General features: G+C 52.4%; 19 protein-coding genes and 13 tRNA genes. 29 read left to right on the top strand and 3 right to left on the bottom strand.

Going from position 1 to position 25,352, the window contains the following annotated elements; genetic code table 11:
- The first annotated feature begins 89 nt into the window (after positions 1-89).
- The 11 genes from MFFC18_RS09855 (at position 90) to MFFC18_RS09805 (ending at position 8,781) form a co-directional block, all read left to right on the top strand.
- Positions 90-530: a hypothetical protein gene (locus MFFC18_RS09855; protein WP_148618772.1), complete on the top strand. Its 441-nt coding sequence runs from the start codon at positions 90-92 to the stop codon at positions 528-530.
- 496 nt (positions 531-1,026) lie between these two features.
- Complete coding sequence (locus MFFC18_RS09850) at positions 1,027-1,257, top strand: hypothetical protein (protein WP_148618771.1); 231 nt, start codon at positions 1,027-1,029, stop codon at positions 1,255-1,257.
- 214 nt (positions 1,258-1,471) lie between these two features.
- Complete coding sequence (locus MFFC18_RS09845; protein WP_148618770.1) at positions 1,472-2,080, top strand: hypothetical protein; 609 nt, start codon at positions 1,472-1,474, stop codon at positions 2,078-2,080.
- 96 nt (positions 2,081-2,176) lie between these two features.
- A complete protein-coding gene (locus MFFC18_RS09840) occupies positions 2,177-2,638 on the top strand; it encodes a hypothetical protein (protein WP_075085379.1) in 462 nt (153 codons plus the stop codon).
- Between the two features lie 185 nt (positions 2,639-2,823).
- The gene (locus MFFC18_RS09835; protein ID WP_148618769.1) at positions 2,824-3,366 is read left to right on the top strand and encodes a hypothetical protein; all 543 of its coding nucleotides are present in this window, start codon (positions 2,824-2,826) and stop codon (positions 3,364-3,366) included.
- 247 nt (positions 3,367-3,613) lie between these two features.
- A complete protein-coding gene (locus MFFC18_RS09830; protein WP_075082316.1) occupies positions 3,614-3,994 on the top strand; it encodes a hypothetical protein in 381 nt (126 codons plus the stop codon).
- Positions 3,995-4,137: 143 nt separating this feature from the next.
- Positions 4,138-4,563, top strand: a complete 426-nt coding sequence (locus MFFC18_RS09825; RefSeq protein ID WP_075082315.1) for a hypothetical protein — start codon at positions 4,138-4,140, stop codon at positions 4,561-4,563.
- Between the two features lie 457 nt (positions 4,564-5,020).
- Positions 5,021-5,986, top strand: a complete 966-nt coding sequence (locus tag MFFC18_RS09820; protein WP_075082314.1) for an MBL fold metallo-hydrolase — start codon at positions 5,021-5,023, stop codon at positions 5,984-5,986.
- 329 nt (positions 5,987-6,315) lie between these two features.
- A complete protein-coding gene (locus MFFC18_RS09815) occupies positions 6,316-7,116 on the top strand; it encodes a dienelactone hydrolase family protein (RefSeq protein ID WP_075082313.1) in 801 nt (266 codons plus the stop codon).
- A gap of 130 nt (positions 7,117-7,246) precedes the next feature.
- On the top strand, positions 7,247-8,026 hold the full coding sequence (locus MFFC18_RS09810) for a sulfotransferase domain-containing protein (RefSeq protein WP_075082312.1): 780 nt from the start codon (positions 7,247-7,249) through the stop codon (positions 8,024-8,026).
- 437 nt (positions 8,027-8,463) lie between these two features.
- On the top strand, positions 8,464-8,781 hold the full coding sequence (locus MFFC18_RS09805) for a hypothetical protein (protein WP_075082311.1): 318 nt from the start codon (positions 8,464-8,466) through the stop codon (positions 8,779-8,781).
- A gap of 262 nt (positions 8,782-9,043) precedes the next feature.
- Here the strand turns inward: MFFC18_RS09805 and MFFC18_RS09800 are convergent, their stop codons facing one another.
- The gene (locus MFFC18_RS09800) at positions 9,044-10,663 is read right to left on the bottom strand and encodes an ExeM/NucH family extracellular endonuclease (protein WP_075082310.1); all 1,620 of its coding nucleotides are present in this window, start codon (positions 10,661-10,663) and stop codon (positions 9,044-9,046) included.
- A gap of 270 nt (positions 10,664-10,933) precedes the next feature.
- Here MFFC18_RS09800 and MFFC18_RS09795 point away from each other — a divergent pair, with 270 nt between their 5' ends.
- From MFFC18_RS09795 to MFFC18_RS09725, 15 genes are all read left to right on the top strand, one after another.
- Positions 10,934-11,185: a hypothetical protein gene (locus tag MFFC18_RS09795; RefSeq protein WP_075082309.1), complete on the top strand. Its 252-nt coding sequence runs from the start codon at positions 10,934-10,936 to the stop codon at positions 11,183-11,185.
- A gap of 354 nt (positions 11,186-11,539) precedes the next feature.
- Positions 11,540-11,968 (top strand): hypothetical protein, encoded by a 429-nt coding sequence (locus MFFC18_RS09790; RefSeq protein ID WP_075082308.1) that lies wholly within the window; start codon positions 11,540-11,542, stop codon positions 11,966-11,968.
- A 580-nt stretch (positions 11,969-12,548) separates the two neighbouring features.
- Positions 12,549-12,621 (top strand) — tRNA-Pro (locus MFFC18_RS09785).
- Positions 12,622-12,832: 211 nt separating this feature from the next.
- Positions 12,833-12,905, top strand: a tRNA-Lys gene (locus tag MFFC18_RS09780).
- Positions 12,906-12,982: 77 nt separating this feature from the next.
- A tRNA-Lys gene (locus MFFC18_RS09775) sits at positions 12,983-13,055 on the top strand.
- A 62-nt stretch (positions 13,056-13,117) separates the two neighbouring features.
- Positions 13,118-13,189, top strand: a tRNA-Thr gene (locus MFFC18_RS09770).
- 28 nt (positions 13,190-13,217) lie between these two features.
- Positions 13,218-13,288: transfer RNA gene (locus MFFC18_RS09765), tRNA-Gly, on the top strand.
- A 74-nt stretch (positions 13,289-13,362) separates the two neighbouring features.
- Positions 13,363-13,434, top strand: a tRNA-Gly gene (locus MFFC18_RS09760).
- A gap of 22 nt (positions 13,435-13,456) precedes the next feature.
- Positions 13,457-13,530 (top strand) — tRNA-Asp (locus tag MFFC18_RS09755).
- A gap of 38 nt (positions 13,531-13,568) precedes the next feature.
- A tRNA-OTHER gene (locus MFFC18_RS09750) sits at positions 13,569-13,637 on the top strand.
- Positions 13,638-13,711: 74 nt separating this feature from the next.
- Positions 13,712-13,782: transfer RNA gene (locus MFFC18_RS09745), tRNA-Arg, on the top strand.
- Positions 13,783-13,824: 42 nt separating this feature from the next.
- A tRNA-Val gene (locus MFFC18_RS09740) sits at positions 13,825-13,897 on the top strand.
- A gap of 118 nt (positions 13,898-14,015) precedes the next feature.
- A tRNA-Leu gene (locus tag MFFC18_RS09735) sits at positions 14,016-14,098 on the top strand.
- A 294-nt stretch (positions 14,099-14,392) separates the two neighbouring features.
- Positions 14,393-14,465 (top strand) — tRNA-Glu (locus tag MFFC18_RS09730).
- A gap of 99 nt (positions 14,466-14,564) precedes the next feature.
- Positions 14,565-14,638, top strand: a tRNA-Leu gene (locus MFFC18_RS09725).
- A gap of 247 nt (positions 14,639-14,885) precedes the next feature.
- On the opposite strand, the gene MFFC18_RS09720 is transcribed toward MFFC18_RS09725, so the two are convergent.
- The gene (locus tag MFFC18_RS09720) at positions 14,886-15,575 is read right to left on the bottom strand and encodes an RNA polymerase sigma factor (protein ID WP_075082305.1); all 690 of its coding nucleotides are present in this window, start codon (positions 15,573-15,575) and stop codon (positions 14,886-14,888) included.
- Positions 15,576-15,912: 337 nt separating this feature from the next.
- Between MFFC18_RS09720 and MFFC18_RS09715 the strand changes: the two genes are divergently transcribed.
- The 3 genes from MFFC18_RS09715 (at position 15,913) to MFFC18_RS09705 (ending at position 24,293) form a co-directional block, all read left to right on the top strand.
- Positions 15,913-20,115: a protein kinase domain-containing protein gene (locus MFFC18_RS09715; protein ID WP_075082304.1), complete on the top strand. Its 4,203-nt coding sequence runs from the start codon at positions 15,913-15,915 to the stop codon at positions 20,113-20,115.
- A 237-nt stretch (positions 20,116-20,352) separates the two neighbouring features.
- Positions 20,353-21,765 carry a sulfatase family protein gene (locus MFFC18_RS09710; protein WP_075082303.1) on the top strand — a complete coding sequence of 471 codons (1,413 nt, stop codon included), beginning with the start codon at positions 20,353-20,355 and terminating at the stop codon, positions 21,763-21,765.
- Between the two features lie 125 nt (positions 21,766-21,890).
- The gene (locus MFFC18_RS09705; protein WP_075082302.1) at positions 21,891-24,293 is read left to right on the top strand and encodes an outer membrane protein assembly factor BamB family protein; all 2,403 of its coding nucleotides are present in this window, start codon (positions 21,891-21,893) and stop codon (positions 24,291-24,293) included.
- A 54-nt stretch (positions 24,294-24,347) separates the two neighbouring features.
- Here MFFC18_RS09705 and MFFC18_RS09700 read toward each other — a convergent pair whose 3' ends face one another.
- Complete coding sequence (locus MFFC18_RS09700) at positions 24,348-25,259, bottom strand: sigma-70 family RNA polymerase sigma factor (RefSeq protein WP_202907487.1); 912 nt, start codon at positions 25,257-25,259, stop codon at positions 24,348-24,350.
- Positions 25,260-25,352: the final 93 nt, after the last annotated feature.

The raw sequence follows: 25,352 nt of genomic DNA, 5'->3' as shown, positions 1-25,352 counted from the left end.
CCGAAGCGGCGGATTTTTGCGGTTTTGGGATGGAGAATTTAATCCCGCCACTCGGTTATCGTAGTCGTTATCCACCTCGGAGGCACGAATTGACAATCCGCATGATGATGCTGTTAACGTCGTGGATTGCAGTTCTCGTTGCCGCAACCGTTTCCGTGTTCAATTTGCAGAAAGAATATCTTTGGGTTCCGAGCCTAGTTTGCTGGAGCGCATTTGGATTATTCTGCATGTTCGCAGTAACAAATGCGTTGCTGCCGGGCGAAAAAAACCGATCATTCTGGATAGGAACTGCGATATTTGGTACGTTCTATCTGTTGGCTGTTATCCTGGCCAATGCATTGTATCAACCGACAATTGGACGCGTGATATCCGATGTGATAGTCTTCAATATTGACAGAGACACCGCTGACGAAATCACGCGAATGAGATGCGATTCAGTGCGGAACATGGCTGATGTAGGGCTTGCAACCTTGCTGGCTTTTGTCGGCGGGACTTTCGGCCGGATCCACACCTCAAAAAACGGTGGATAACAATGTGATGCACGCGAAGCCGGTCTTGCGCGTCTTTTGAAATGGACGATCACCCGTCCCGGCTCGGTGATCACGGACGTTATCCAGCGGAACTATCTTGCGTCGACAGGCTCGTGGCATGCAATGAAATGCGGTTGGCAGCATGACGACATGCGGACATTCTCGGCAACCAATCGAATACTGGAATGTCGGCAGCACGCATTAGCAAAGCCAATCCGACCCAAGGGGTCATTCATCTGCAAGCTCGCGCTGACGTGCAATTAACAAGCTCTAGTCATGCGGACGACATGCTCGACTTCGCTGGGTCAGGTCGCTAGAATTAAGGAACGCTGGGGCTGCACACGCGGATAACAATGCGTTGAACCGAAGCGGAGATGGCTGCGTGGCTGGTTTGTCGCCGGATGGTCGCAGGCTCCCATTGTATCCGACTCCAGTTTCACTAATTCACATTACTTGGTCCGCTCGGTTAACGCGGACGTTATCCAGCGGAACTATCTTGCGCCGACATGCTCGTGGCATGCGAGAGAATGCAGTTGGCAGCGTGATGACATGCGGCCTTGGCGCGAACTTGTTCGAGAACTGGGCGAATGCAGGCGAAAAGGCAGCACGCATTGGCAAAGACAATCCGATCGAAGGCGTCATTCATCCGCAAACTCGCTCTGACGCGCAATTAACATGCTCGAACCATGCGGACGACGCGCTCGACTTCGCTGGGGCAGGTCGCTAGAATTGAAGAACGCTGGGGATGCACACGCGGATAACAATGCGTTGAACCGAAGCGGAGAGGCCTTCGTGGCTGGCCAATCCCCGGATGGTCGTACCTCCCATTGTATCCGGCTCCATCTTCACTGATTTACATTTCTTGATCCGCTCGGTTAACGCGGGCGTTATCCCGCCTCATGAGAGTACCTGACGCAATGCTAACAAGATCCCGCAGCATTTTGCTGGCGTTGATTGTTCTCACAACGCTCGGATGCACCACACGTGAATATTCCGCAAAAGATGACAAAACTCAAATGGCGTCAACTGATTCACCACTTCCAAACGGCTACGTGATCATCGACGAAGCGAGGCGCAACGAATTGAACGCGGTTCCGTTTAATGATGCGGTTGATGGAATGGAAACGGAATCGAGATTTACCGATGAGTTTGCAGCTGAAATCGCCGATACGATGGAGCGTTTTTCGAAGGTTTTTTCGAAATACGGAGAGTTTGGAAGCCTCGAGCGATACGAGGAAAAACTTCCGTCTGACTGGTGGATAGGTGACGATTTCTACTCAACGTCCAGAGTGCTATCTGTCGATATCCTAAATCCAAAGTTGCAGGATTACAAAATTGTTGAGGATGTGCGACGAGAACTGAGGAAGTTGGAATCCGAATGGATGCTCCTAATGACCCACGATAATAGCTATGATGCACTGGGGGACTTCGTTGACCGCGATGGTTCGTATAGCATATGGATTCGCAGCGGTAGTGTTGAAATCTTCTCTGAGCGACCGGAGGATATAGAAAACCTGATCAATTCCCTGCCACCCAAAAGCGGCGGATAGCAATGTGATGCACGCGAAGCCGGTCTTGCGCGTGGTTTAGAAGTGGTGAATCAACCGTCCCGGCTCGGTGATCACGGACGTTATCCAGCTTGGGCAATGAAAATTCGCTTTGGGTTGAAAACTCTACTCGCGGTAACCCTCGCGGTTTCGCTATTTCTGGCGTGGTGTATAGGGAACTTTTCGGCCCAGGCACACGAAGAACGAATTCTCGAGGGTATTTGTGGCGATCGCATAGGGATGCGGGGCATCAGGGTTCTTCACAGCCAGAGCGAGCGCGAAAACTTTGGCAAAGGTGCCGCTGTTGGAATTGCTGAGAAATCGCCTACTTGGTTCATGAATCAACTCGGGGCTAAGTGGAATGCCGATGCTTTTGAAAGAATCTATAAAATCCAAGTTAGATCGCATCAGCTCAATGACGACGCTCTCCACCAAATTGCAGAGCTGCCTGCGCTCAGAGTGCTTGAATACTGGGACGGAAACTTTACTCAGGATGGAATTGCCGAATTCAACCTAAAGCGTCCTGATGTGCAGCTCGACTGCTTGGGTTCTGGCCGTTAGAATGTGTACGCGATTCATTCGGTCGCCGGATAACAATGCGTTGAACCGACGCGTCCTTTGCGTTAGGGTTGGCCAATCGTCGGATGGTCGCAGGCTCCCATTGTATCCGACTCCATTTCACTAATTTACGTTTTCAGGTCCGCTCGGTTAACGCGGACGTTATCCAACTAACCACGAGGCGAATGATGACCAGTTCACGTGCCGTCCCTCGTTTCAATCTGAAATTCCTGCTGGCTTTTACGGCAGTGCTGGCCTTATGGGTCGGCTGGACGGGCAGCAGAGCCGGCAGCCAAGCTTCGGCAGTTGCCAAAATCGTTCAAGGTGGCGGTACTGTGCAATATGATGCTCCGCTTGAAGGAGTGACTAAAGAAATTGGCAAGGTAACTGGGAATGACTATTTCCAGACCGTTGTCATTGTTCGTGCGGAAGGATCGCAGTTTGACGACTCTATTACCGAACCAATTGGGAGGCTTTCAAATTTGCAGAGCTTGTCATTGTTAAATGCCTCGGTCACCGACGCAGGGATTGAACACCTCACGTCCTGTGGTGAATTGAAACATCTTGATCTAATGCACACCCTTGTGTCGGACGACTGCATTTCCAGTTTAATGGGACTTCAGAACTTAAATTACGTTAATCTTGAAGGTTCGAGGGTAACCAAGAAGGGGGCTCAATCGCTTCAGGCTTTGCGGCCAGGCCTTGAAGTCAAACACCATTTTCTCGAATAGGGCATGATCGACTTGGATTGGCCAAGTTACTATAGTATGGGGAACAAATAACCCAGCACGTTGGATAACAAAGCGTTGAACCGAAGCCGTGAAATCTGCGTGGTTGATCAGTCGTCGGATGGTCGCAGGCTCCCATTGTATCCGACTCCACCAAACCAACTTCAGTCCGTGTTGCCGCGTCTCGGTTAACGCGGGCGTTATCCCGCTCAGGAATCAGAGTGCTGTTATTTTTTCTGTCTAGACGAGCATGAACCTTTCCTTCGTTCCCATCTACCTGATTGCCGATGGAGAAAACAGTGCAGCGATTGCACAAAACGTAAACGGCCAATATGCATTGCTGTTCGCGGCAATTGCATTCGTTGTCACATTGGCAATGATCGTTGAATACTATCGGCGGCGCCACTCGAAACGAATCGTCATAGCAGCAGGTCTTCTTATGTTAACTCATCCAATCTGGACGGTCAGCGCAATCAGTGGCGACTTGGGCTATGGCCAGCGCAATCTGGCATTCGCATGGACTACGGCTTTGGTTGTGCTGCTGTTTATCATGTACTTTCGGCAACCCAGTCGCTACAATTCTAAAAAATCCGCACTCCGTGTTCCAAGCCCCGACGCAAACGCGGGATAACAAAGCGTTGAACCGAAGCGGAGATGGCTTTGTGGTTGGTTTGTCGCCGGATGGTCGCAGGCTCCCATTTTATCCGACTCCATTTTCACAAATTTACATTTCTCGGTCCGCTCGGTTAACGCGGGCGTTATCTGGCTTACATAATGCGCATTCTTCTGACAGTCTTCACCGCCTTCATCACCCTGTTGATGCTTGGCTGCGAACATTCCGTTTCGATGACTACACTCGATCAAACAGCAAGACACATTTTTGATGGCGCTATCCCCATTGAAGACAATGGCAAGTGCGCGATCGATGCAAAAAACAACATTATCGATGACACCGCATATATAACGACGCAATCAAATGGCGACAAACTAATCCTTTTCCGCACTTGGCAGGGCAAGGGCGCAAACTTGCGCGGCGTCCTGTATACTGATGCGGCGCAATTGGTGGTAGGTTCGGAAATTGAACTTGTTACGTTTCGCCCTACTGGACCGGATGGCGGATTACCAATTGGCCGGGCCGATATTTCAATAGATGCCAAACTTGCAAAATCAACGTACCGCGTTTCACGTTCACTTGACTGAGTCTGGAGCACGCAAGCAAAACCGCCAGATAACAAAGCGTTGAACCGAAGCCGCATTTCACGCGTTGCGAACATCGTTCCGCGGATGATGCTCGTCCCTCGCATTGTATCATCCGCTCCACTCAAATTTACATTTTCACATGCGTCTCGGTTAACGCGGGCGTTATCCAGAGAAACGAAATGTGGACAGGTCCAATTGAATGGCTGTACGGGCTTTAGCCAACATGACGATGCAAAATCGTTTTTTCGATAAGAGTTGGGCAATCTTTGCCATCTGTCTTTCCCGTCGAAAGTGAACATCAATCGGTGGGATCTCAGGATTCTATTCGCTCGTGCGGGGCCCGGAGAGTTTTGACAGGCTCAACATGATAAAACAGGATGTTCCGTGAGATGCCCAACCTGGATCCAATTGAGATTCAGTTCACCAGTTCGCCAGTTCGCCCCGCGCAGTTCAGCTCATGAAAAGCATGCTTCCGATTTGCCGTTTCGTTTTCATCGCAGCCTGGTTGGCATGGGCGATTGGCTCACTCGATGTCCGCGAAGCCAACGGGCAGGACGGTGTCAAACTGATCGTTTTGGGCGTCGCACAGGACGCCGGATTTCCGCAGGCTGCGTGCCGCAAAGACTGTTGTGCGGACGCGTGGAAAGATGCGACTCTGCGCCGCCATGTCACTTGCGTTGCCATCGTCGACGAAGCTTCCGGGCAACGTTGGCTTTTTGATTGCACGCCGGATTTTCCGCAACAGGTCCGGATGCTGGACGAGGCCTTTCCTTCCAAAAAACCTGGCACGGCGCTGGATGGCATCTTGCTGACTCACGCACACATCGGGCACTACGCAGGCTTGATTCACCTGGGACGAGAAGTTATCGGAGCCAACTCAGTCCCCGTTTATGCGATGCCACGAATGGGGAAATTCCTGAAATCGAATGGGCCGTGGAGTCAGCTTGTTTCGCTAAACAACATCTCGATAAATGGTCTGGAAAATGAAACATCGATTCAACTGAACGACCAAATCACGGTGACTCCATTTCAGGTGCCGCACCGGGATGAGTTTTCGGAAACGGTTGGCTTCAAAATCAAAGGCCCCAACCAGACCGCGGTCTTTCTTCCGGACATCGACAAATGGAGCAAGTGGAACCAGAAGATCGAGGAAGTCGTCCGGGGTTGCGATGTGGCGTATCTGGACGGTACTTTTTTTGACAATGGAGAAATCCCTGGCCGAGACATGTCGCTGATTCCGCATCCGTTTGTGAGCGAGAGCATTGCCCGGTTTTCGTCGTTGGAGAAGGACGAACGATCGAAGATCCGATTCATCCATTTCAACCACACCAATCCAGTGCTCCAGCCAAACCATCCGGCAAAAAGCAGAATCGAACGGGCAGGAATGAGTGTCGCCAGCGAGGGCGAAATCATCGATCTGTAACAGCGACGCGACATTCCAATAGTCCGCTGATCGTTGCGGAATCACTGTCGGCATGCCGGATTGGTTTGCCCGCCAATCGCGCCAATGATCGCCAAACCATGACCGCTAATCCACGATCGCTAGCCGATGATTCCTTTCGCGGCAATTCTCGTCATTGGCGGGCAAATTCTGTGTCCATTGACGGACTTACTTATCGAATCCAGAAACTCTTTCGCCAAACCGTTCTGGACCGGAGATGAATCGCGCCTACGAGCAACGGTTTTGTATCGCGTTGTTCCAGGTTCTAATGGGGCAACGTAATTGCTCGATATCAACCCGGAGAAAAACACATGTATCGCCGTTTCCTGTTGGCTCTCGCTCTTATCGCTGTCTGCAATGGTTTGTCTTCGGCTGACGAGGCTGAAATCCAAACGAATACCGTTGCGTACGCCGATGGAGAATTGCAGTTCGAAGGATTCGTCGCCATTCCCGATTCGGCGGACAAAGACAACCCGAAACCTGCCGTGCTGGTTGTCCACCAATGGATGGGGCTGACCGACTACGAGAAATCTCGATGTCAACAATTGGCGAAGCTGGGATACGTCGCATTTGCGCTCGACATCTATGGCAAAGGCGTGCGTCCCGCCAATCCGAAAGAGGCAGGTGCGCAGTCTTCAAAATACAAGTCGGATCGCGACCTGTATCGCAGCCGACTGACGCTTGGTCTGGAACAGTTGCTCAAACAAACCGGCGTCGACCAGAACAACGTCGCGGCCATCGGATACTGCTTTGGTGGAACCGGCGTTTTGGAACTGGCGCGGAGTGGAGCCAAAGTCAATGGAGTCGTCAGTTTCCATGGCGGCCTCGATTCTCCCAACCCGGCAGATGGAGAGAACATTCAGTGCAAGATCCTGGTATGTCACGGCGCCGATGATCCTTTCGTCCCTGCGAAGGGCATCGAGGCGATGAAGGCTGAGTTCGATGCGGCGAAAGTGGATTGGCAAATGATCTCCTACTCGGGTGCTGTCCACGCGTTTACGCAACCGATGGCCGGCGACGATCCATCCAAAGGCGCGGCCTATCAAGCGGCGGCTGACCGACGGTCCTGGGCTCAAATGCAAGTATTCTTTGACGAACTGTTCGGCGAGTAGCGTTATTGCATGCGTGCCGGCAGCATAAAAAGACATCCGCACGACGTCGTTGGGGAACGGACTCATCTTGCATTGAAATTCACATGCAAAGTAAATTGACGTTTTTACGTGAACTCTCGTTGTCAAGGTCATGAAGAACCAAAACGTCCTGATCGTTTCGCACCGACGCTCTGGAACTCACCTGACGATCGACTCGATTCGAAATAACTTTCCGCGGATGATGGCGCAGGAATACGTCGTCCTCGAGACTTTCGATCCGGCTCATCAGTGCTTCCAATCCGTCCCTGAATTGCGGCAGCTTACGGCGAACGGAGAGCGGATCATCAAGACGCATTTTCCGTTTGATGCTGTTCCAGATTTGCCGACAGAAGAAGCCAGGTATTCGACTGAACTTTTTCATGATTCGAAACTGATCTACGTCGTTCGCAATGGCCTTGATGTTATGGCGTCACTTTATGAGTTTCGCCGCGGCCACAAAAAAGAAGTCGAGGAGATGTCATTCAGTCAGTTCATCCGCGAACCTTCTTACGTCAAGTATGCCGGTTCGATGGACAAGGTGACTTACTGGGCGAATCATGTGGAGTCCTGGTTAAACTCGCCGCTCAAGGAAAAAATTCTAGTCGTTCAATTTGAAGACTGGATGCAGGACTACGCTCAGACTTTGAAAAAAATAGGCAAACATCTGGACATGAAGCGAGACTGGTTCAAAACGGATGTCCGACTCGGAAAGCGTCAGAAAAAGAAAGCTCAGATCGAGCGGACTTGGGTCGAACCGAGGAAAGGCAAAATGGGAGATTACTTGAACTATTTCAGCCAGGAAGACCTCGACTACTTTTTTGACCGATGTGAAAACGTCATGACCAGACTCGGCTATCGCGTCGAAGATTTTGCAACTGCCGCGAAATTCTGAAGATCATGCATTAATCGGGGTCGACCGGGCAAGCTCGCGGGTCGCCATGACCAAATCGATCTTTCTGCCACGGCCAGACGGAAGATCCAGACGCCTTTTTGCGTCGCCGCAATCCGGGAGCGGGCCGACATCGAGCCCATGCATGACCGGGCGATGTGCAGATTGGCTGTACTTCGGCGCAATGGTCTAAATCGATTGCGTTACGCAGAAATCAGGCTGGCCACAATGGAATTGTTGTTCAGGCCGCAGCGGCTTCGATTGAATCTGAAACAGAATTGAACATCGGGGTATCAATAACGGCGGAAGAAACTAAAATGGAATCCCCATTATTCGACCACCGTAACTTGAATCAATTCAGGACGCGGCCGGACGCCCTATTTCATGCTGCCGATGGATCGCTTCGGCGGCAATCAACCAGAAACATTCAGAAACTCATAATGAGCAATCCCGTCGCTGAAGGACATTATCGCATTCGCAAAGCAGGTGCGAAAAGTGAAATCGCAAAGGCAATTTCGAATGGCAAGAAATGTCATTACGTCCAAATTGGAATCGACCTGTTTAACTTTGACAATCTCGATGAAGCCATCGAGTTCGTGGCTGACAAAGATCTTGTCGCGGACGTGATGTCGCTTGATTTCGGCATGGATCACGATGCCCCTGAAGAGACTGAGGAAACAGTTGAAGACAGTGCTGAGGAAGCAACAACAGAGGCTGGTGACGAAGCCGTTGACACTGACGACGACGCAACCGCCTAGAAAGCAGTCTCGGTCGATTCGAACGTAGCTGCCACGCTCTGCCTTTCGCAGCTACGCCTTGAATCTGAATCGGCTCGCACAGCAACGACTGGCGAGCCCTCTCAGAAACTTCTTTTTGTCTTTCAGGCCATTGGCGGCGGAGTCGCACGCAGAGTTCATTTTCGATCAGGAAATGAAGCCCGCCGCTTGAAAATTTCCCGAGGCGTTGCAAGCTGGTGGCCAAACTGCAAACCGAGCTTGAACTTCCAGCTACCAGGAACGTCTAGTTCCCAATTCCGATCAGAACAGGATCGTGGTCCGAACTGCGAAACGGATCGGCTTCGTACAGCGGCTTTGGATTGTACTCCTGGTTGTAATCCAGAAACCGCGGTTCGTCCGAGTTGATGTGCCACGTCGCAATCCCGGTCACATCGTTGGCCAAACTTTCTGTCGCCATCGCATGGTCGAGGTTCCCGGATTGGCCATAGTAGATGTACGAGTAATCCCGTTCTCCATCGCCAGCACCGCTTGCGGATCGTTCTCGAAGATCCACCAAACCCTTGGCTCGCATCGCATCGACTGGATCTTCCTGCCCGTAAGCATTCAAGTCGCCAACCACCAGAACACGTGCTTCCGCGTCATCCTGTTTCATCGCGTCGATGTAGTTGCAGATTGCGAGAGACTGCGCGCGGCGGGTCGCGTTGTAGGCGCCTTGGCCGTCACCTTTGTTTTTGTTCGCAACGTCAGCCCGGTCCGAACCGCCCTTTGATTTGAAGTGATTCACAATCAAGGAGAACGACTTTTCCGAACCTCTGTTGGGTTTGAAGCTCTGCACAATCGGTGTCCGGGCTCCATCGAAGGCGACGTCACTCACCATCGAAACTTCGCCAACGGGAGACACGCGATCCGACCTGTAGATGATGCCAACACGAATGGCGTTTTCACCGCCGGGAGCCGCGTCAAAACCATCGGGAAGCCCGCAGGCCTTGAACACTTCGCTGCCGATCTCCTTGTTGAGGGCTGCCACCAGCTGTTTCTCGGATTCGAGATTGTTTTCGAGCTCCATCAATCCGATCACGTCGGCTCCCAATCCAATAATGGCGGAAACCAGTTTGGCCTCTTGCCGCTTGAACTCAGATTTGGAATCGGCTCCGCGGGCGTTGTTGCGTCCGTTGTCGATCGTGGTGAAATAGTTGAGCACGTTGAAGCTGGCCACGGTCACATTGGCTTTACCGACATTCGGTCGTTCAGGACGTTCGGCTGGCGTAAAACGAAACCGTTTGCTGGGAACAAGCAATAGATTGTTTCCAGCCTTCACGAGCTTTCCCGTGACGCCAGTGATTTTCGATCCAATTCGGACTGTCGGGATTGATTTACCAAGTCGCGGAAACAGAGTCGGTGGGAATATGTTTTCCTTCGGGGTCCCATCATCGATCGTGATGATCGCGTTGTCGTTGAACTTTTGCGCTGCGACTACTTTCGCGACGTTGCTGCCGCCTTCGAATGAGTTTTCTGCAGGATCCGAATCGTTGGGATCGATTTGACTGGTCGGGATGTAAAGTCGCTCGCGCGCGACTTTGATTTGTCCACGGCGAGCCAAATCGTAAGTATCCACGACGACCAATTCGCCTTTGATGACCACTTTTTTCCCAACGTGCGAACGCCAATCGATTGCGCTCAAGTCGCCCTCGATGACGACTGGTTTGTTATCGGAACGCTGCTTCGTTGTCGCTGGCTGAAGATTTGCATGATTCGCGACGGCGACATCGTTGGAGCCATTCGTTTCTGCATTGGCCGACGAGTGTGATGCAAATTGGATCAGCAAGCCGATTGTCAGGATCAGCAAGCCAATCGTCATCATGGCAAGAAAATTGGTACGAGCGATTGCTTTTGTGAGGGTCATCTTTTGAGTGTTCTAAGTTCATTGTTGCGACAGGCACGAGATTGTCCCCATCATCCTGCTTTCAGGTCAATCCGATGTGAAATTCTAAGCTCCCGAGCCATTTTGTCGACCAAATGTATCGCTACGGCGAAATAATGACGGAATGCGAATCGTCAAAGCGCGAACAGGCTATCCAACCTCACGTTTCGATGCATTCCCCGAACGTTTCTCTCGTGCGAGACAAGCGGTTATCATACGACTCCTGAACCATGCCCCCACGCAGCGAAGACCATGAAGAAACACGAATGGCGAGAGAAAACCGAAGAAGGCGAGACTCGTCTAGTGACGGCAACACGCCATGCCGGCAAATGGCAGCTCCAGTCGCGGCTAAAATCTGAAGATGAATGGACAAAATTTTCGACGATTGAATTGCACGACCTGGAGACACTCCACGAAGTTGTCGCGCGAAAGTATCAACGGAATCGAGTGCCTCACGAACACCTTTTGGAAATCGAAAAATTGATTGCCGCCCAACAGTCCTGAAGACAACGATTTGGTGCGGAAAACACAAATTGCGACTCGATACCGTTAAGCCGCCCTTGCGTGAGTTCGAGTGCCACAGCGAAATTAACGTGTCAATTTGGGCTACCGACGCCACGTGTTGCCAAGCGGCCAACCAACTAGCTGGTTCTTAAAAACGATGCGCGCGAATTGGCACAGTCGAATTGCGGCCTGGCCAATTTGACTTGGTCGCATATCGTGCGTACGACGAATTCTTGAATCGGGACTGGTCATGAAGGCGGCGCGGCATCTGTCCAGCGCTGATAGAATCGCCTACGTTGCTTGCGGCTTAAATGCTGTACTCAACTCAAACCACAAAATTTCAGGAACTGAATAATGAAAAAACTCACACAACTTAGCCTGTTGCTTGTCGCCTTGATGGTCGCATTCACCGGTTGCGATGCTGCCAAAGAAGCTGCCAATGATGCCAAAGACAAAGCTGTCGACATGGCCAGCATCGACTTCGGCGATTTCGACATGGATGGCCTGCAGGAAAAATTCACCGGCATCACTGACGGTTTCAAAGACGTTACTGCCGACAGCGCAGAAGGTCTTTCGACAAAGATCAGCGATCTTAGTGGCTCGATCGAAGGCATGGGAATCGACAAACTGACTGGTCCAGCCAAAACGGCAGTCAGCGGCGTCCTTTCCAAGTTCGGTGCAGCAGTTAAAGCAGCGATGGAAAACATCTCTGACGAAGGAATCCTCGCCAAGCTGAAGCCTGTCGTTGAAGCTTTGATGGAAAAGCTGAACGCTTACAACTAAGCGCACGATTTGCAACGTGATGCTAAGGGACGCCAGATGGTGTCCCTTTTTTTGTGCGCTGTCTCGAATATCTGCGGGCAGTGCCGGTCAAGAAACGAACTGTTTCAGCCACAGTTTCACGGAGAAATGCGTGCTCAAACAATAGCCGCAAAAACTTTTTCATTTCAAGTGAACCAGGATGGGGCTATCGCGTCTATCAAGGCAAGCAAGTTAATTGGACTTGTGGATAACAGATCAAAGTAACGAAGAAGTTAATCAGGAGCGTCGAGTTCAATGTCTTTCACTTTTACCAAACTCAACAAAATGGTCACCGCGGCCGGCACCGGGATGTATCTCCCGATGAGCCCCCGCGTGGAACTGGCTATTGATATGCAAAAACTGCAATGTTGACGCTTGGTATTGAAACGAATTGACGTTCAAAAGCCCGGTGTTTGACAAACAACTGGGCTTTTTTTGTGGACCTTTCGAACCGTATGGGCACGGCTCGAAACAAAAACAGGAACGAAACGAAAGCATGCGGCCAGACAGACAACATGCGATCTCGCGAGAAGCGGGGCAAAAACGACATGCCCGAAAACGACAGGCGGAGGTGCAAGTGGGAGCATATGGGCTTTGGAAGCCTGGGGTTGCGGGTTCGATCCCCGCTCGCCTGACTGTTGAACAGAAATCAAAAGCAACGAACGCAGGAATGCGTCCAGGGTAGTCGGGGGCTGGTGCCCGGTTAGAGCTGATATCTCTGACGTGCTGGGCTCAATTCCCAGGGCTACCACTCGAAGCACTGACAACCAAAACAGAAACAGAAAAAGGAAGCAGATATGGAAACTCATTTTCGCCACAAACGCACAACGTCTTCGAATTCCAATCGGGGTCGTGGTGTCAACGGTAGCACAGCACTCTTTTAAAGTGCTTGGTGGAGGTTCGAATCCTCCCGGCCTCACTCAAACGTGGCACAAGCTTTGAGCCTTTGAACGCAAAACATGCATCAGTCATTTAGTTTTGATGCAACAAAACCTCGGGTCTGAGGTGTTATTGGCAGCATGTCTGGCTCTTAACCAGATCGGAGAGGGTTCGAATCCCTCCGGACCCACTTAAAAGAGAAAACAGAAACACAGAAAGGAGTTCGATCCCCCAAACAGCGACAAACCAAACGCATCGGTCTTACAGCGGCCAGTATCCCGGTTTTGTAATCCGGAAACGAGGGTTCGAGTCCCTCCCGATGCTCTTTAACAAACAATCTCACCGAAACAACGCGTCCATGATGTAGCGGCAGCCTACTGCCTTGCCATGGCGGAAGTGTGGGTTCGACTCCCACTGGACGCTCTTGAAAATATGACATTCGAAATTCCAACCTGTGACGTGTAGTGGGCAGGCTGGAAATCGAAAACGACGAACACGTGCTCTTGACTGATTGGCTTAGGTGCCGCGTTTCCACCGCGGAAAAGCGAGTTCGATTCTCGCAGAGCACTCTTGAAAACTGAAACCTACTTCGGCTCATTGGTCCAGCCTGGAATGGATACTGCCCTGTCACGGCAGAGACGCCGGTTCAAATCCGGTATGAGCCGCTTCGCAACTTTTGAATGTTGTTCAAAGGTTGCACCATTCAGGAATCCCGAGGACGGGTGATTTGCCTTTGAAGCAAGTTGTGAGAGTTCGAATCTCTCTTCCTGATTCAATGATTTTGTAGCGAGCCAACTGTGGGCGTACTGATCCCAGTCCGGTGCTACGCGAGCGAAACAACCATTTGCCCTGCGGGTGTGCTGGATGCATGACTGTCTTCGAAACAGTTGGACGAGGTTCGATTCCTCGGTGGGGTACTTTTCAGTTCGGGATGTTGAACGCCGAGTTGGAATTTGAAACGTCCCGTGGCCTAGCGGCGAAGGCGGCTGCCTTACAAGCAGTAGATCGGTGGTTCGAGTCCACCCGGGATGACTTGATGAAAGCGGAATGGGGAGATAGCGGAATGCGGAGAATGCGAAGTTCAGGTTTGCGAACGATGATCGCTCCACAATCCGAAGTTTCCGCCTTTGCTTCCCAGCTTTCAAATCAAGGTCGAATGGTGCAACTGGTTGACACGCGGCGCTTAGAACGCCGTGCCGTAAGGCAATGAGGGTTCGAATCCCTCTTCGACCACTCAAGAAACTAACACTGAAAATTTACTCGGGTCGTGTCCCTCATGCGTGGCTGTAAACCACGCGCCATTAACGATTGAGGTGGCGGCGAGAGGTTCGATTCCTTCGCGACCCACTTTGGAATTTGGAGGCCCGAATACGGAATGCCAGAGAGCAGCAACGGCTATCGGCATTCCGGGATTCAGACGCCAAAACTTACACCGCAATCAATTTTTGCAGATGGGCTGGAGCTCAACTGGGTCTCATAAGCCCGGTCTTGTCGGTTCGATTCCGACATCTGCAACTGTAAAAGCTTGGCTCGTTCGTCTATCGGTTCAGGACGTCGGCTTCTCAAGCCGGAAAGAAGGGTTCGATTCCCTTACGAGCTGCTCTCGTGATTTGTCAAAACCTGATTCTCGAAATGCAAAGTTTGTTTGCAGCATCGAGTGAAATCACTGCCTGCCGCGTCGATTGCGGTTCGTACCTATGGCGCTGTATGCAAACTGGCAAAGCAGCGAAGCTCAGAACTTCGTGTTTGTGGGTTCGACTCCCACTGGCGCCACTTCTCCTCGGTTCGCCTATCGGACGACCATTTCGGCAAACACAATCCCGCTCAGGAACACCAGTAGCAGCAAGAAATAGACGGGCATTGGCTTCGGCATCGATTCATCCATCTCAGATTGTCTTCGCAGTAAATTGAGTGTTGTTTATCGTTCATATCCACCTATGGAAAGCTTGAACCGATTCCCTCATCCGATCTGGATAACTTTTCTCAACAGACAGAAAAGCCAGCGACTGCCGAGCATCGATCATTCGTTGACGATCTCCTCGAGCTTTCTACGAATCGCTTTTCGATACCGCTCAATTGACGCAGGAGCACAATCCATCGCTTCGGCCAACTGGCGGTTCGACATCGATCCCGTCGTGATCAGCATCAGAACTTTTCGCGGGTTCTCGCCCAACCGCTTGACCAGTTCAGAAAAAAGTCCTTGGACATCGGTTCCCAAGCCATCGACCATCGAGGCGAGGTAGGCCTGTTCCGGGAGAGGCAAACTGATCGAGTGCTCATCCAACCATACGGATTTGGCGTCCTCGATCGCATGACGCTGAATCGGTGACTGCCCGCCAGAACCGTCGTCCCGGGAAACACCTTCGTTGGATGCGTTGAGTTTCACGTTTCGCTTTTCTGCGTAGTGATACTTTCGCCGGGTGCGAATTTTTCCGTTGACGAACTGCTGCAACAACCCGCCTAACTCACGCTCTCCAAGAAACTCACTTTGCCCTTCCCGGAACCTGAGACAGACCGATTTCACTGCGCTGACCGCGACGTCTTCGAAATCGTCGACCGGACTTAGCGAGCCCATTTTTCGGTTGGCAATTTCGAAAGCTTTGGGCAACAAATATTCGGCGAGCCGATTCAACGATTCTTCGTCACCGGACTGTGAGCCGAGGATCCATTGTTCTAGTGGAGATTTTTCGTTGCCAAGCGAGTCGTTCAATGTGTTTCCAAATCGCAGTTAGGTACATCGACGTTCCGCCGAAATTCCCCGCGAGTATAGCGTGCCCGTGCCGCTGGAGACAATTTATGCGGAATCAATCGGTTTTATCACGTATTGAACGGCTCATTCTTACGCAAAAACACTGACTCTGGCCACATAGCTGACGGATGGAGTTTACAATCAGGCCGGCTATAAAGGCCAAAAAATGGGGAAAGTTGACGGTTCGCGGCTGAGCTTTAAGCCTGGCGACCATCACGGATGCGAGTAGGTCGTTCCCTGGTAATCGCCTGGTAATCGTCTGCAGCGTACGAGAAAAGCGTTGCTGGGGTGAGAGTAGATGCAGACACAATTCGACAAATTGGCCGACCAATTTGAAACCGATCTCAAGTCAGGAAACTCTCCGTCGATTGATGCGTGGCTGAATCAGGTTCCGGAAGTTTCACGGCCGCAGCTTTTGCTCGATTTGATCTCTCTGGAAATTTTCTACCGCCGGAAATCTGGTCAGACGCTCAAGGTTTCTGACTACGCCCGCTTCGGCGAATCGGCTGTCGTTCACGCAGAGCAGCTGATCAACGCGACCGAAACCGAGAACAGCGGGACGCAACTCGACTCGGGTCAGGTCAGACCGTCGCGACGCATCGGCAGGTACAAGCTGTTGCAGAAGATCGGCGAAGGCGGAATGGGCGCCGTCTGGATGGCGGAGCAGGAAGAACCTGTGCAGCGCCGCGTCGCGATGAAGCTGATCAAATCAGAACTGGCGTCCAAAGAAGTCATCGCGCGATTTGAAGCCGAACGGCAGGCTCTCGCCTTGATGGATCATCAGAACATCGCCAAAGTTCTGGACGCGGGAACGACAGAAAACGGGACTCCCTATTTCGTGATGGAGTTGGTGAAGGGCATTCCCATCACAGACTATTGTGATCAGAACAAGTTGAGCGTTGCTGACAGGTTGAAACTGTTCGTGCCAGTTTGTAAAGCGATCCAGCACGCGCATCAAAAAGGAATTCTGCATCGCGACTTGAAACCTTCGAACGTTCTGGTCACTCATTACGACGGCGAAGCGGTTCCCAAAGTAATCGATTTCGGAATGGCGAAAGCGATCACCCACAACATGAAACTGACGGACAAGACGCTGTTCACAGAGTTTGGCAAAGTCGTCGGAACGTTGCAGTACATGTCGCCCGAGCAAGCGGAAATGAACGCGCTCGATGTCGATACTCGCGCGGACATCTACTCGCTGGGCGTGATGCTCTACGAGTTGTTGACGGGCTCGACACCGGTCGACAAACAGACGCTCAGCAGCAACGCTTTTTTCCAGATTCTGGAGATCATTCGCGAAAAGGATCCGCCGCGACCAAGTACTCGACTGGATTCTGCTTCTGTCGCGGTGACGTCGAAAGTGAGTCAACAACGACAGATCAGCTCTGGCAAGCTTCGTCAGGTTTTAAAGGGAGATCTGGATTGGGTGGTTATGAAAGCCCTCGAGAAAGATCGCACCCGGCGTTATCAAACCGCTGCGGATTTCGCTCGAGACATCTCCAACTTCCTGGCGGGCGACGCGGTGATCGCACGGCCTCCTTCGACGCTGTATCAGATGCGGAAATTCGCGGCCAAGAACCGAGGTTTGGCGGCTTCTATCGCGGCAGTCGGGGCAGCGTTGCTGATCGGAATCGTTGGTACCAGCTACGGTCTGATTCGGGCGAATCAAAAAACTAGCGAAGCGGAATCTCACCAGATTTTGGCAGAACAGAAAACGGCTGAGGCGGAGAAAGAGCGCACCAAAGCTCAAGCCAGTGAACAGCTTGCGTTGATTGAGAAGGACAATGCTCGCAAGAACGAGACGCGTGCCGTTGCGGCTGAGAAACGGGCTTCGTCCGAGTCGCAGCGTGCGAGAGACTCCGAGGCGGCGGCGAAGTTTCAGCTGGCCAACGCAAGGTTTGAAGCCAACCGAGCGTTGGAGGCCAGAACACTCCTGCACGAAATTCCTGAAGAGTATCGAGACAATTTCGAGTGGCATTTTTGCAATCGAAACTTTCTCGGAAGTGATCTGACTTGTGCTGGTCACACCGCGCGTGTCTACAAAGTCGCTTTTAGTCCCGACGGCAAAACCTTTGCGTCGGCCAGCCAGGACAGAACGATCAAACTATGGGATGTAAAGACCGGTCGAGAAATTTCTACGCTCAAGGGCCACTCCGGTTCTGTCGGAAGCATCGCTTTCAGTCCTTCCGGAAAACAGCTCGCGTCTGCCAGCAGCGATAAATCGGTCAGACTTTGGGACGTCGAAACTGGACAGGAAACGGGAAGGCTCGAAGGCCATGCGGAACTGGTTGCCAGTGTCGTCTTCAGCCCAGATGGCGAGTCGTTGGCAACAGCGAGCGACGACAAAACGGTGAAGCTTTGGGATGCACTGACTTTCGAAAACACCCAAACGTTTGTCGGACACGCAAGGCAGGTCGGAAACGTTGTCTTTAGTCCAAATGGGACAAGCCTGGTTTCTTCGGGCGTTGACGGCACGGTTCGCGTCTGGGACGTCGATTCAGGTGATGAAATTTGGGCACCGCTGCGACACAACAGTTTGGTGATCAGTGTCGCTTGCAGTCCTGACGGCAGATACATCGCGTCCGCGAGTTTCGACACGGTCAAGCTGTGGGACGCGGTCACGGGTCGCGAAGCCAGAACCCTCAACGGACATACGCAGTACGTTCACCAGGTTGCGTTCAGCCCCGACGGAACGCGACTCGCATCTGCCGGTCGCGACAAATCCATCAGGATGTGGGATGTGGAAACCGGATTGGAAACTGGAACGTTCACGGGGCACGCGGACTGGGTCAATGGAGTTGCTTTCAGCCCGGACGGCAGTCGCATTGCTTCAGCGAGCTTTGACGGGACCGTGAAATTGTGGGACGTGCGATCCGGCCAACACGTGCACACGATCAAGGGACATTACGGACGCGGGACTGAGATCGCATTCAGCCCGGACGGAAGAAAACTGGTTTCGTCCAGTGAAGATCAATCGGTACGACTCTGGTGTGCACGAACAGGACGAAACATGTCGACGTTCCAGGGCCACGTGAATCGGGTTTATGGAATCGCCTACAGCCATGACGGCGCGACGGTCGCTTCCGCCGCCGGCGACGGCACGGTGCGATTGTGGGACAGTGATTCCGCACAGGAAATTGACGTTCTCAATGGAAACGAAGGCGCAGTTTACGGAGTCGCTTTCAGCCCGGACGACAAACTGATCGCATCCGCAGGCTCGGACCATACGGTCAGAATTTGGAACGTGAAAGATGGTTCGCCGAATCAGGTTTTCAAGGGACATGAGCGCGCGGTCTACCGAATCACGTTTAGCCCGGACGGTTCGCTGATCGCATCTTCTGGGGCCAAAGGGTCAATTCGGATATGGAATGTTGAATCGGGCAAGCAAGTCAATCTGCTCAAGGGACATCCGCAGTCTGTGAACAGTGTCGCTTTCAGCCCTGACGGCAAGCGACTTGCTTCGGCAAGCGATGACTCCACGATAAAGCTTTGGAGCCTCTCGACGGGAGAGCAACTTGCGGTTTTGAAAGGACACAGCGAAGGTGTCAACCAGGTCGCTTTCAACAACGACGGAACGCGTCTGGTGTCAGCCAGCCTCGACAAAACCATCAAGCTGTGGGACATGACGACGATTCATGAAGTCCTGACGTTCAACGGGCACTCACAATCCGTGAACAGCGCCATATTCAGCCCAGACGGTTCGAGGATTGCCTCGATCGGGGCCGACAGCGTCATCAAGCTCTGGGACGCAACGCTGCCAACCGAATCGGACACACCTGAATCTGAAGTCGAGAAAGGCTACCTTGAGGCGAAAGCGAATTTCGATCCGTTCTGGCATAACGACGAGGCCAATAAAGCGATTCGTTCGGAGAACTGGTTCGCTTCTGTTTTTCATCACGCCCTGTTAATTCACAACGATCCTGACAACGCTCTGTTTCACGATCGACTGCACGCATCGTATCAACAACTCACGAGTCAATTGGAATCAGAAGGTCGCCGCCCCGAGCAATATGTTTCTGGGAACATTAAACAGGCGTTGCAGGTTCCCCGCGGATCGAAGCTTCCCGCGATCAGTATCCAACTGGCTCAAGCGGTCAACAATGCGACCTGGAACCGGGTTAGCACGAGCGAAGCTTTTGAAAATTCTCCTCTCTCGGACATCGAAATTCTTCAATATCGAAAAATTGTTCTGCAACATCCACGTGACATTTTCTTCAACACACTCGCGACGGCCGAGTATCGAATGGGGAACTTTGAACGGGCAATCAAGGCTGCGTTGAAGTCCATCGAACTGTCTCCCGGTCCACCGTTTCCAGGTGATTACGCGGTCATCGCCATGTCGCAATTCAAGCTCGACGAACGAGAGTCAGCCGACGAGACTCGCGAAACGTTCATCGAGTCGTTGAACGCTCAAGAGTACGCTAACGATGCCGAATGCAAATCGTTTGCCGGCGAAGTGGCTCTGGTTTTCGATCCAAAATCGAACATCGCGGAACAGTGACCAGGCACTGTTTGGCAAATGTGAGCGGCCAGGCGCTAGTCGCCGGTCCGTTGCGTTTTCTATCGGCGGCCAGCACATTGCCACTCATGTTTGGCCGCGTTAACGACATGAAAATCAATTTATTAAAAAGTGCCTGGCATTTGCTCGAAAGTTCTTTTGGCGGCGCTGAAGCTTGTAAAAAGCTCCCTCGATTGATGTAACATGGCATGACTTGAAGCACTGAACCCGGGAGCCGCCATGAAATTTGATCCGCTTGCAAATCCACCGTTCGCTCGATTCATCGCCTGCCTTCTGCTGATCGTCAGCGTTTTTTCTGTCGCCGCCGAAGCGCAGGAAAAGCCGAACTTCATCGTCATTTTCACCGACGATCAAGGCTACAACGACCTCGGTTGTTTTGGGTCCGAAACGATCGCGACGCCCAACATCGATCGAATGGCCAGCGAAGGTCGAAAGTACACAAGCTTCTACGTGCCCTGCTCTGTCTGTTCGCCTTCCCGCGCGGCGTTGCTGACCGGATGTTATCCAAAACGTGTCGGCATGCACAAACATGTGCTATTCCCACTGTCTGACCACGGCTTACATGCAGACGAACACACCATCGCCGATCACCTCAAATCGATCGGGTACGCAACGGCTTGTGTTGGGAAATGGCATCTGGGCCACCAGCCGGAAACATTGCCGCGAGCACAGGGATTCGATTCGTACTTCGGCATCCCGTACTCCAACGACATGAACCATCCGGACAATAAAGGAAAGCTGAAAGCTCCCAGCGACGAACTGTGGCTGGATCAGAAAACCGCCGTCACGGGCTGGAAAACGCCACTGTTGCAGAACGAAGAGATCGTCGAACTCCCTGTGGATCAGCGAACGATAACACGCCGCTACACCGATAAAGCCATCGATTTCGTAACCTCGAACAAGGACAAACCGTTCTTTCTATATCTGCCGCATTCGATGCCGCACATTCCGCTCTACGTCCCCGAAGATGTCTACGATCCGAATCCAAAGAACGCCTACAAATGTGTGATTGAGCACATTGACGCGGAAGTTGGCCGGTTGATGCAGACGGTTCGCGACCTCGGTCTGTCGGAGAACACTTATGTCATCTACACCTCGGACAACGGACCGTGGTTGCAGTTCAAACACCACGGCGGAAGTGCAGGACCGCTGCGGGCGGGGAAGGGGACGACTTTCGAAGGCGGACAACGTGTGCCTTGCGTGATGTGGGCTCCGGGACGCATTCCGGCTGGAACCAGCACCGATGCTTTCACTTCAACGATGGATTTGCTGCCGACGATCGCTGCGATCACGAATACGGAACTTCCTGAGAACCGGATCGACGGTTTCGATATTTCATCGACCTTCAATTCGGATGACACGCCTCGCGACGAAATGCTTTTTTACTCAGCAAACGGGCGACTGCAGGGAATTCGCTCCGGCGACATGAAGTACCTTGAGATCACGCCGCGAAAGAACAAAAAGAACCCCAACCCAAAAACGCGAACGCACTTGTTCAATCTTGCTGACGACCTTGGCGAGCAACAGAACCTTTTTAAGTCCGAACCAGAAACAGTCGCGACATTGAAAGCCAGAATGTTGGAGGCCGATGAAGAAATCACAACAAACGCCCGACCGGTTTGGCGGAAGTGAATTGGCGGCATAGTCTTCCAGCCTGTGCGTATGTCGACATTCGCACAGTCTGTGCTCCCACTAGCGACATCCTGATCCTGAAGCTCTAGAATGGCGGCTCAATTCGACTGCACTTCGGAGCTCCCATGTCTCGCACCCTGAAATTCGCACTTCCAATCCTGTTCGCCCTGCTCTCTTTTAGCCCGTTCGGTTCAAACCTCCGTGCTCAGGATTGGCCGGCACTACGCGGTAGCAAAGGCGACGGCATTGGCTCGACCGATGGAAAGCTCAGCGGACTGAAACCGAGCCTCAAGATTGCCTGGAAGAAGAAACTCGGCAGCGGGTACTCCAGCGTCTCCGTCGCGGGCGATCAAGCCTTCACGATGTACACGTCGGGCGATCAGGACAAGCTCGGCTGCTTTGATATCAAAACCGGAGACACAAACTGGGAGTTCGTTTTAGGCGAAAAATTCAAAGGCGAAAACGGATCCTTCGACGGGCCGATCTCCACACCGATGGTTCACGACGGAATGGTGTATGGACTCTCGTGCCAGGGAAGATTCGTTTGCCTGAACACCAAAACCGGTGAGCTGATTTGGGAAAAATCGCTCGCGGAGGACTTCAAAGTCAAACAACCGATGTACGGTTTCGCCACGTCACCGTTGATCGCAGCCGGCAATCTGATTTTGATGGCCGGGGCGAAAGATAAACTTCTGGTTTCCATGGACCCAAAGACCGGAGACGAAAAATGGGCCTGTGGGGACGATGTGATCAATTCACAGATTCCGACTCTGGTCGAAATTGACGGCGTTCCAGTATTGTTGGCCTCGGGCGCCAAAAAGCTAACAGGCGTGAATGCTGAATCCGGGCAAATCGTATTTGAGTTTGAACACGGTGGCGGGAACGGCAGCGCCGTGATGCCAGTCGCGACGGACGATGGCAATGTGGTGATCACCATCGACGACGGATTCTCCAAAGCCATCAATCTGCGACCGGTCGACGATCAGAAAATCGCAGCTTCCGAAACGTGGCAACAGCGTTCGATCAAGAATACCTACAACATTCCAACGCTGTGCAACGAAAACCTGTTTGCTTTTTCGACTCGCATTTTGACGTGTGTCGATCCGGCGACCGGAAAACCGCATTGGAAGAGTCGCAAACCCGGAGACGGATTTCTGATCGCAATCGACGATCACATTGCGATCTGCACCAAGGAAGGCAGTGTTCATTTGGCGACGGCGACGCCCGAGAAGTACGACGAAGTCGCCAAACTGAAAGTGTTTGAAGACCTCGTTTGGACTGTGCCTTCGTTTGCTGACAATGCGATCTTCATCCGTAGCCTTGGTGAGATTGCTCGCGTCGATATCGTTCCCGAAGCCAACGTGGCGACCGAAGGCAACAATGGCAATTCGTTGGCGATGAGCGACGGTTTCGCCGGTTTTTTGAAGTCAATCACCGACAAAAATGCCGCTGAGGCGACTCCGATCATCGATGCGTATCTGGCGAAACAGAGTTCGTTTCCGATTGTGGAATCGGGCATTGTTCATTTCGTTTATCGGGGAGAGGAAGACGATGTGGCTCTCGCGAGTGACGTGTTTGGTGCCAGACAGGAACGGAAGATGATCAAGGCCGGCGATAGCGATTTGAAATACTACACGGTAAAGTTGGAATCCGACCAACGAGCCAATTACTTCTTTCTGGTGAACTTCAAACCGCAGACGGATTCGCTCAATCCACGTTCAGCCACCAGTTCGGTTTACGCTGGCGAAATGGAGTTTGCAATTCGCCTTCGCAATGAGAAACCGCTGGTGATGTCGTGGTTCGCAATGTCGGACTGGGAACCGCCGTCTTATTTGAGTTCACTGCCGGAGAAACTTCATGGCACGATCGTGCAACGGGAACTTCCTGCTGAAGGCGAGGGCAAACCGTTGCCGTTGAGCATTTATTTGCCAGACGGTTACGAACAACAGAAAGACAAACGGTTTCCCGTCGTTTACGTTTTGCCGCACATGAGATTTGAGAACAGCCAGTTCATCGAATCGGCTGACAACATTTTCGCAAACACCAATGGCGACGTGCCACCCGCGATCCTTGTCATCCCGCAAGGTCGCACCGGACCGGGTGTCGAGAAGAAGCTGGTCGCCTTGATTGACGCGGAGTTTCGCACGATTGCCGAGCGTGATTTTCGTTCGATCGTTGGATTTGGATTCACCGGTGGAGCAGCTTTTGGCGCTCTTGCCAACAGCCCGGACCTGTTCGGCGCCATCGGTACTCATTCGCCGTTGGTGTTTGGCTCAGAAGGAGTCCTGACCGGCATGGAATCCGTCGACCAACCTACCCGAGTTTATCTTGATTGGGGGCGATACGACATGCACAACCCGGTCGAGAACTGGGACATGCGGAAGTGGGATCAAGAAATCTTCGAGGCCCTGGAACAGATGGACCACATTACGCTCAGCGGTGGCATGGCCAATGACTCCGCTGACTGGGCCAGCTGGAAGAACCGCTATGACAAATTGCTGGGCGCGGTCATCAAAACCAGGGAGTAGCTTTCCGTTTAGGGAGCGGCGAAACTGCCCTTTGCAAATCTGAACATTGAAGATTTAGAACGGCAGCGAGATTTCCATGTCGTAAGGATCTCGCAATCCATCGCCCAATCGCTTGAGCGTTTCGGTCTCGATCTGGCGGACGCGTTCCCGAGTCAAACCCAGCTTCTCACCGATCTCCTTGAGCGTATGAGGCTCCAATCCTTCAAGGCCGAAACGCATTCTCAGCACCGCTGCTGCTCGCTCGTCAAGATCGCCCATCATGACCTTGATGTGCTTCATGACGTCGCTTTCGATCAGCTCTTCTTCCGGGGAACGCACGCGATCGTCCATCACCATCTCACCAAGCGACCACCCCGAATCCGCCTGGTCCGTCTGTGGCGTCGCGTTGTAGATCTGGATTGCTTTCTTGATGATCGGCAGCTTGCGTTTCGGCAGCCCCAGCAATCGTGCGATCTCTTCCGGTGTAGGATTGCGACGTAGCTCTTCGGTCAATCGAGCACTCGCGCGACGCCACTTGGAAAGCAGCTCCACCATGTAGGCCGGGATGCGGATCGTTTTTGCCGAGTTAATCAACGCTCGCTTGATCGACTGTTTGATCCAGTAGCTCGCGTAGGTGCTGAAACGTGTTCCGACATCCGGATCGAAGCCTTCAACGGCCCGCAGCAAGCCCAGGTTGCCTTCTTCGATAAGGTCCTGCAAACCCAAACCTTTGCTGGTGTAACCACGGGCGATGTTCACCACCAGTCGCAAGTTGGCACGAACCATTCGGTCGCGAGCCTGGACGTCACCTTTGGCGATCGCTCGTGCGAGTTCTTTTTCCTCGTCGGCGGTCAGCAGGCGAGTTTCGTTGATCTCCCGCAGATACGTCTCCAGCGGCGATTGCAACGCAGATTCGGTTCGAGCCTTGCGAGCCTTTTTCAGGTCCGACAATTCGTTCTCGACAGGTTTGTCCAAATCTTCGCTCATGAGGTGCTCGCGGGGTATCTGATACTTCCAGGGTGATGCTATCATTTTCGGCATGCGGCGCGAAAGACTGCAGACGCCGTAAACTTTGACGAT

The organism is Mariniblastus fucicola (assembly GCF_008087665.1).
In the GTDB taxonomy this organism is placed as follows: domain Bacteria; phylum Planctomycetota; class Planctomycetia; order Pirellulales; family Pirellulaceae; genus Mariniblastus; species Mariniblastus fucicola.
The sequence above is the reverse complement of the archived record's forward strand: the minus strand, read 5'-3'. Positions and strand labels throughout refer to the sequence as shown.

What these genes read in the sequence shown, in the direction of transcription:
- MFFC18_RS09820 (WP_075082314.1), top strand. Translation starts at nt 5,021, where the DNA reads ATGAAAAGCATGCTTCCGATTTGCCGTTTCGTTTTCATCGCAGCCTGG.
- MFFC18_RS09805 (WP_075082311.1), top strand. Translation starts at nt 8,464, where the DNA reads ATGAGCAATCCCGTCGCTGAAGGACATTATCGCATTCGCAAAGCAGGT.
- MFFC18_RS09800 (WP_075082310.1), bottom strand. Translation starts at nt 10,663, where the DNA reads ATGACCCTCACAAAAGCAATCGCTCGTACCAATTTTCTTGCCATGATG.
- MFFC18_RS09825 (WP_075082315.1), top strand. Translation starts at nt 4,138, where the DNA reads ATGCGCATTCTTCTGACAGTCTTCACCGCCTTCATCACCCTGTTGATG.
- MFFC18_RS09795 (WP_075082309.1), top strand. Translation starts at nt 10,934, where the DNA reads ATGAAGAAACACGAATGGCGAGAGAAAACCGAAGAAGGCGAGACTCGT.
- MFFC18_RS09700 (WP_202907487.1), bottom strand. Translation starts at nt 25,259, where the DNA reads ATGAGCGAAGATTTGGACAAACCTGTCGAGAACGAATTGTCGGACCTG.
- MFFC18_RS09790 (WP_075082308.1), top strand. Translation starts at nt 11,540, where the DNA reads ATGAAAAAACTCACACAACTTAGCCTGTTGCTTGTCGCCTTGATGGTC.
- MFFC18_RS09715 (WP_075082304.1), top strand. Translation starts at nt 15,913, where the DNA reads ATGCAGACACAATTCGACAAATTGGCCGACCAATTTGAAACCGATCTC.
- MFFC18_RS09835 (WP_148618769.1), top strand. Translation starts at nt 2,824, where the DNA reads ATGACCAGTTCACGTGCCGTCCCTCGTTTCAATCTGAAATTCCTGCTG.
- MFFC18_RS09815 (WP_075082313.1), top strand. Translation starts at nt 6,316, where the DNA reads ATGTATCGCCGTTTCCTGTTGGCTCTCGCTCTTATCGCTGTCTGCAAT.
- MFFC18_RS09830 (WP_075082316.1), top strand. Translation starts at nt 3,614, where the DNA reads ATGAACCTTTCCTTCGTTCCCATCTACCTGATTGCCGATGGAGAAAAC.
- MFFC18_RS09705 (WP_075082302.1), top strand. Translation starts at nt 21,891, where the DNA reads ATGTCTCGCACCCTGAAATTCGCACTTCCAATCCTGTTCGCCCTGCTC.
- MFFC18_RS09810 (WP_075082312.1), top strand. Translation starts at nt 7,247, where the DNA reads ATGAAGAACCAAAACGTCCTGATCGTTTCGCACCGACGCTCTGGAACT.
- MFFC18_RS09710 (WP_075082303.1), top strand. Translation starts at nt 20,353, where the DNA reads ATGAAATTTGATCCGCTTGCAAATCCACCGTTCGCTCGATTCATCGCC.
- MFFC18_RS09840 (WP_075085379.1), top strand. Translation starts at nt 2,177, where the DNA reads ATGAAAATTCGCTTTGGGTTGAAAACTCTACTCGCGGTAACCCTCGCG.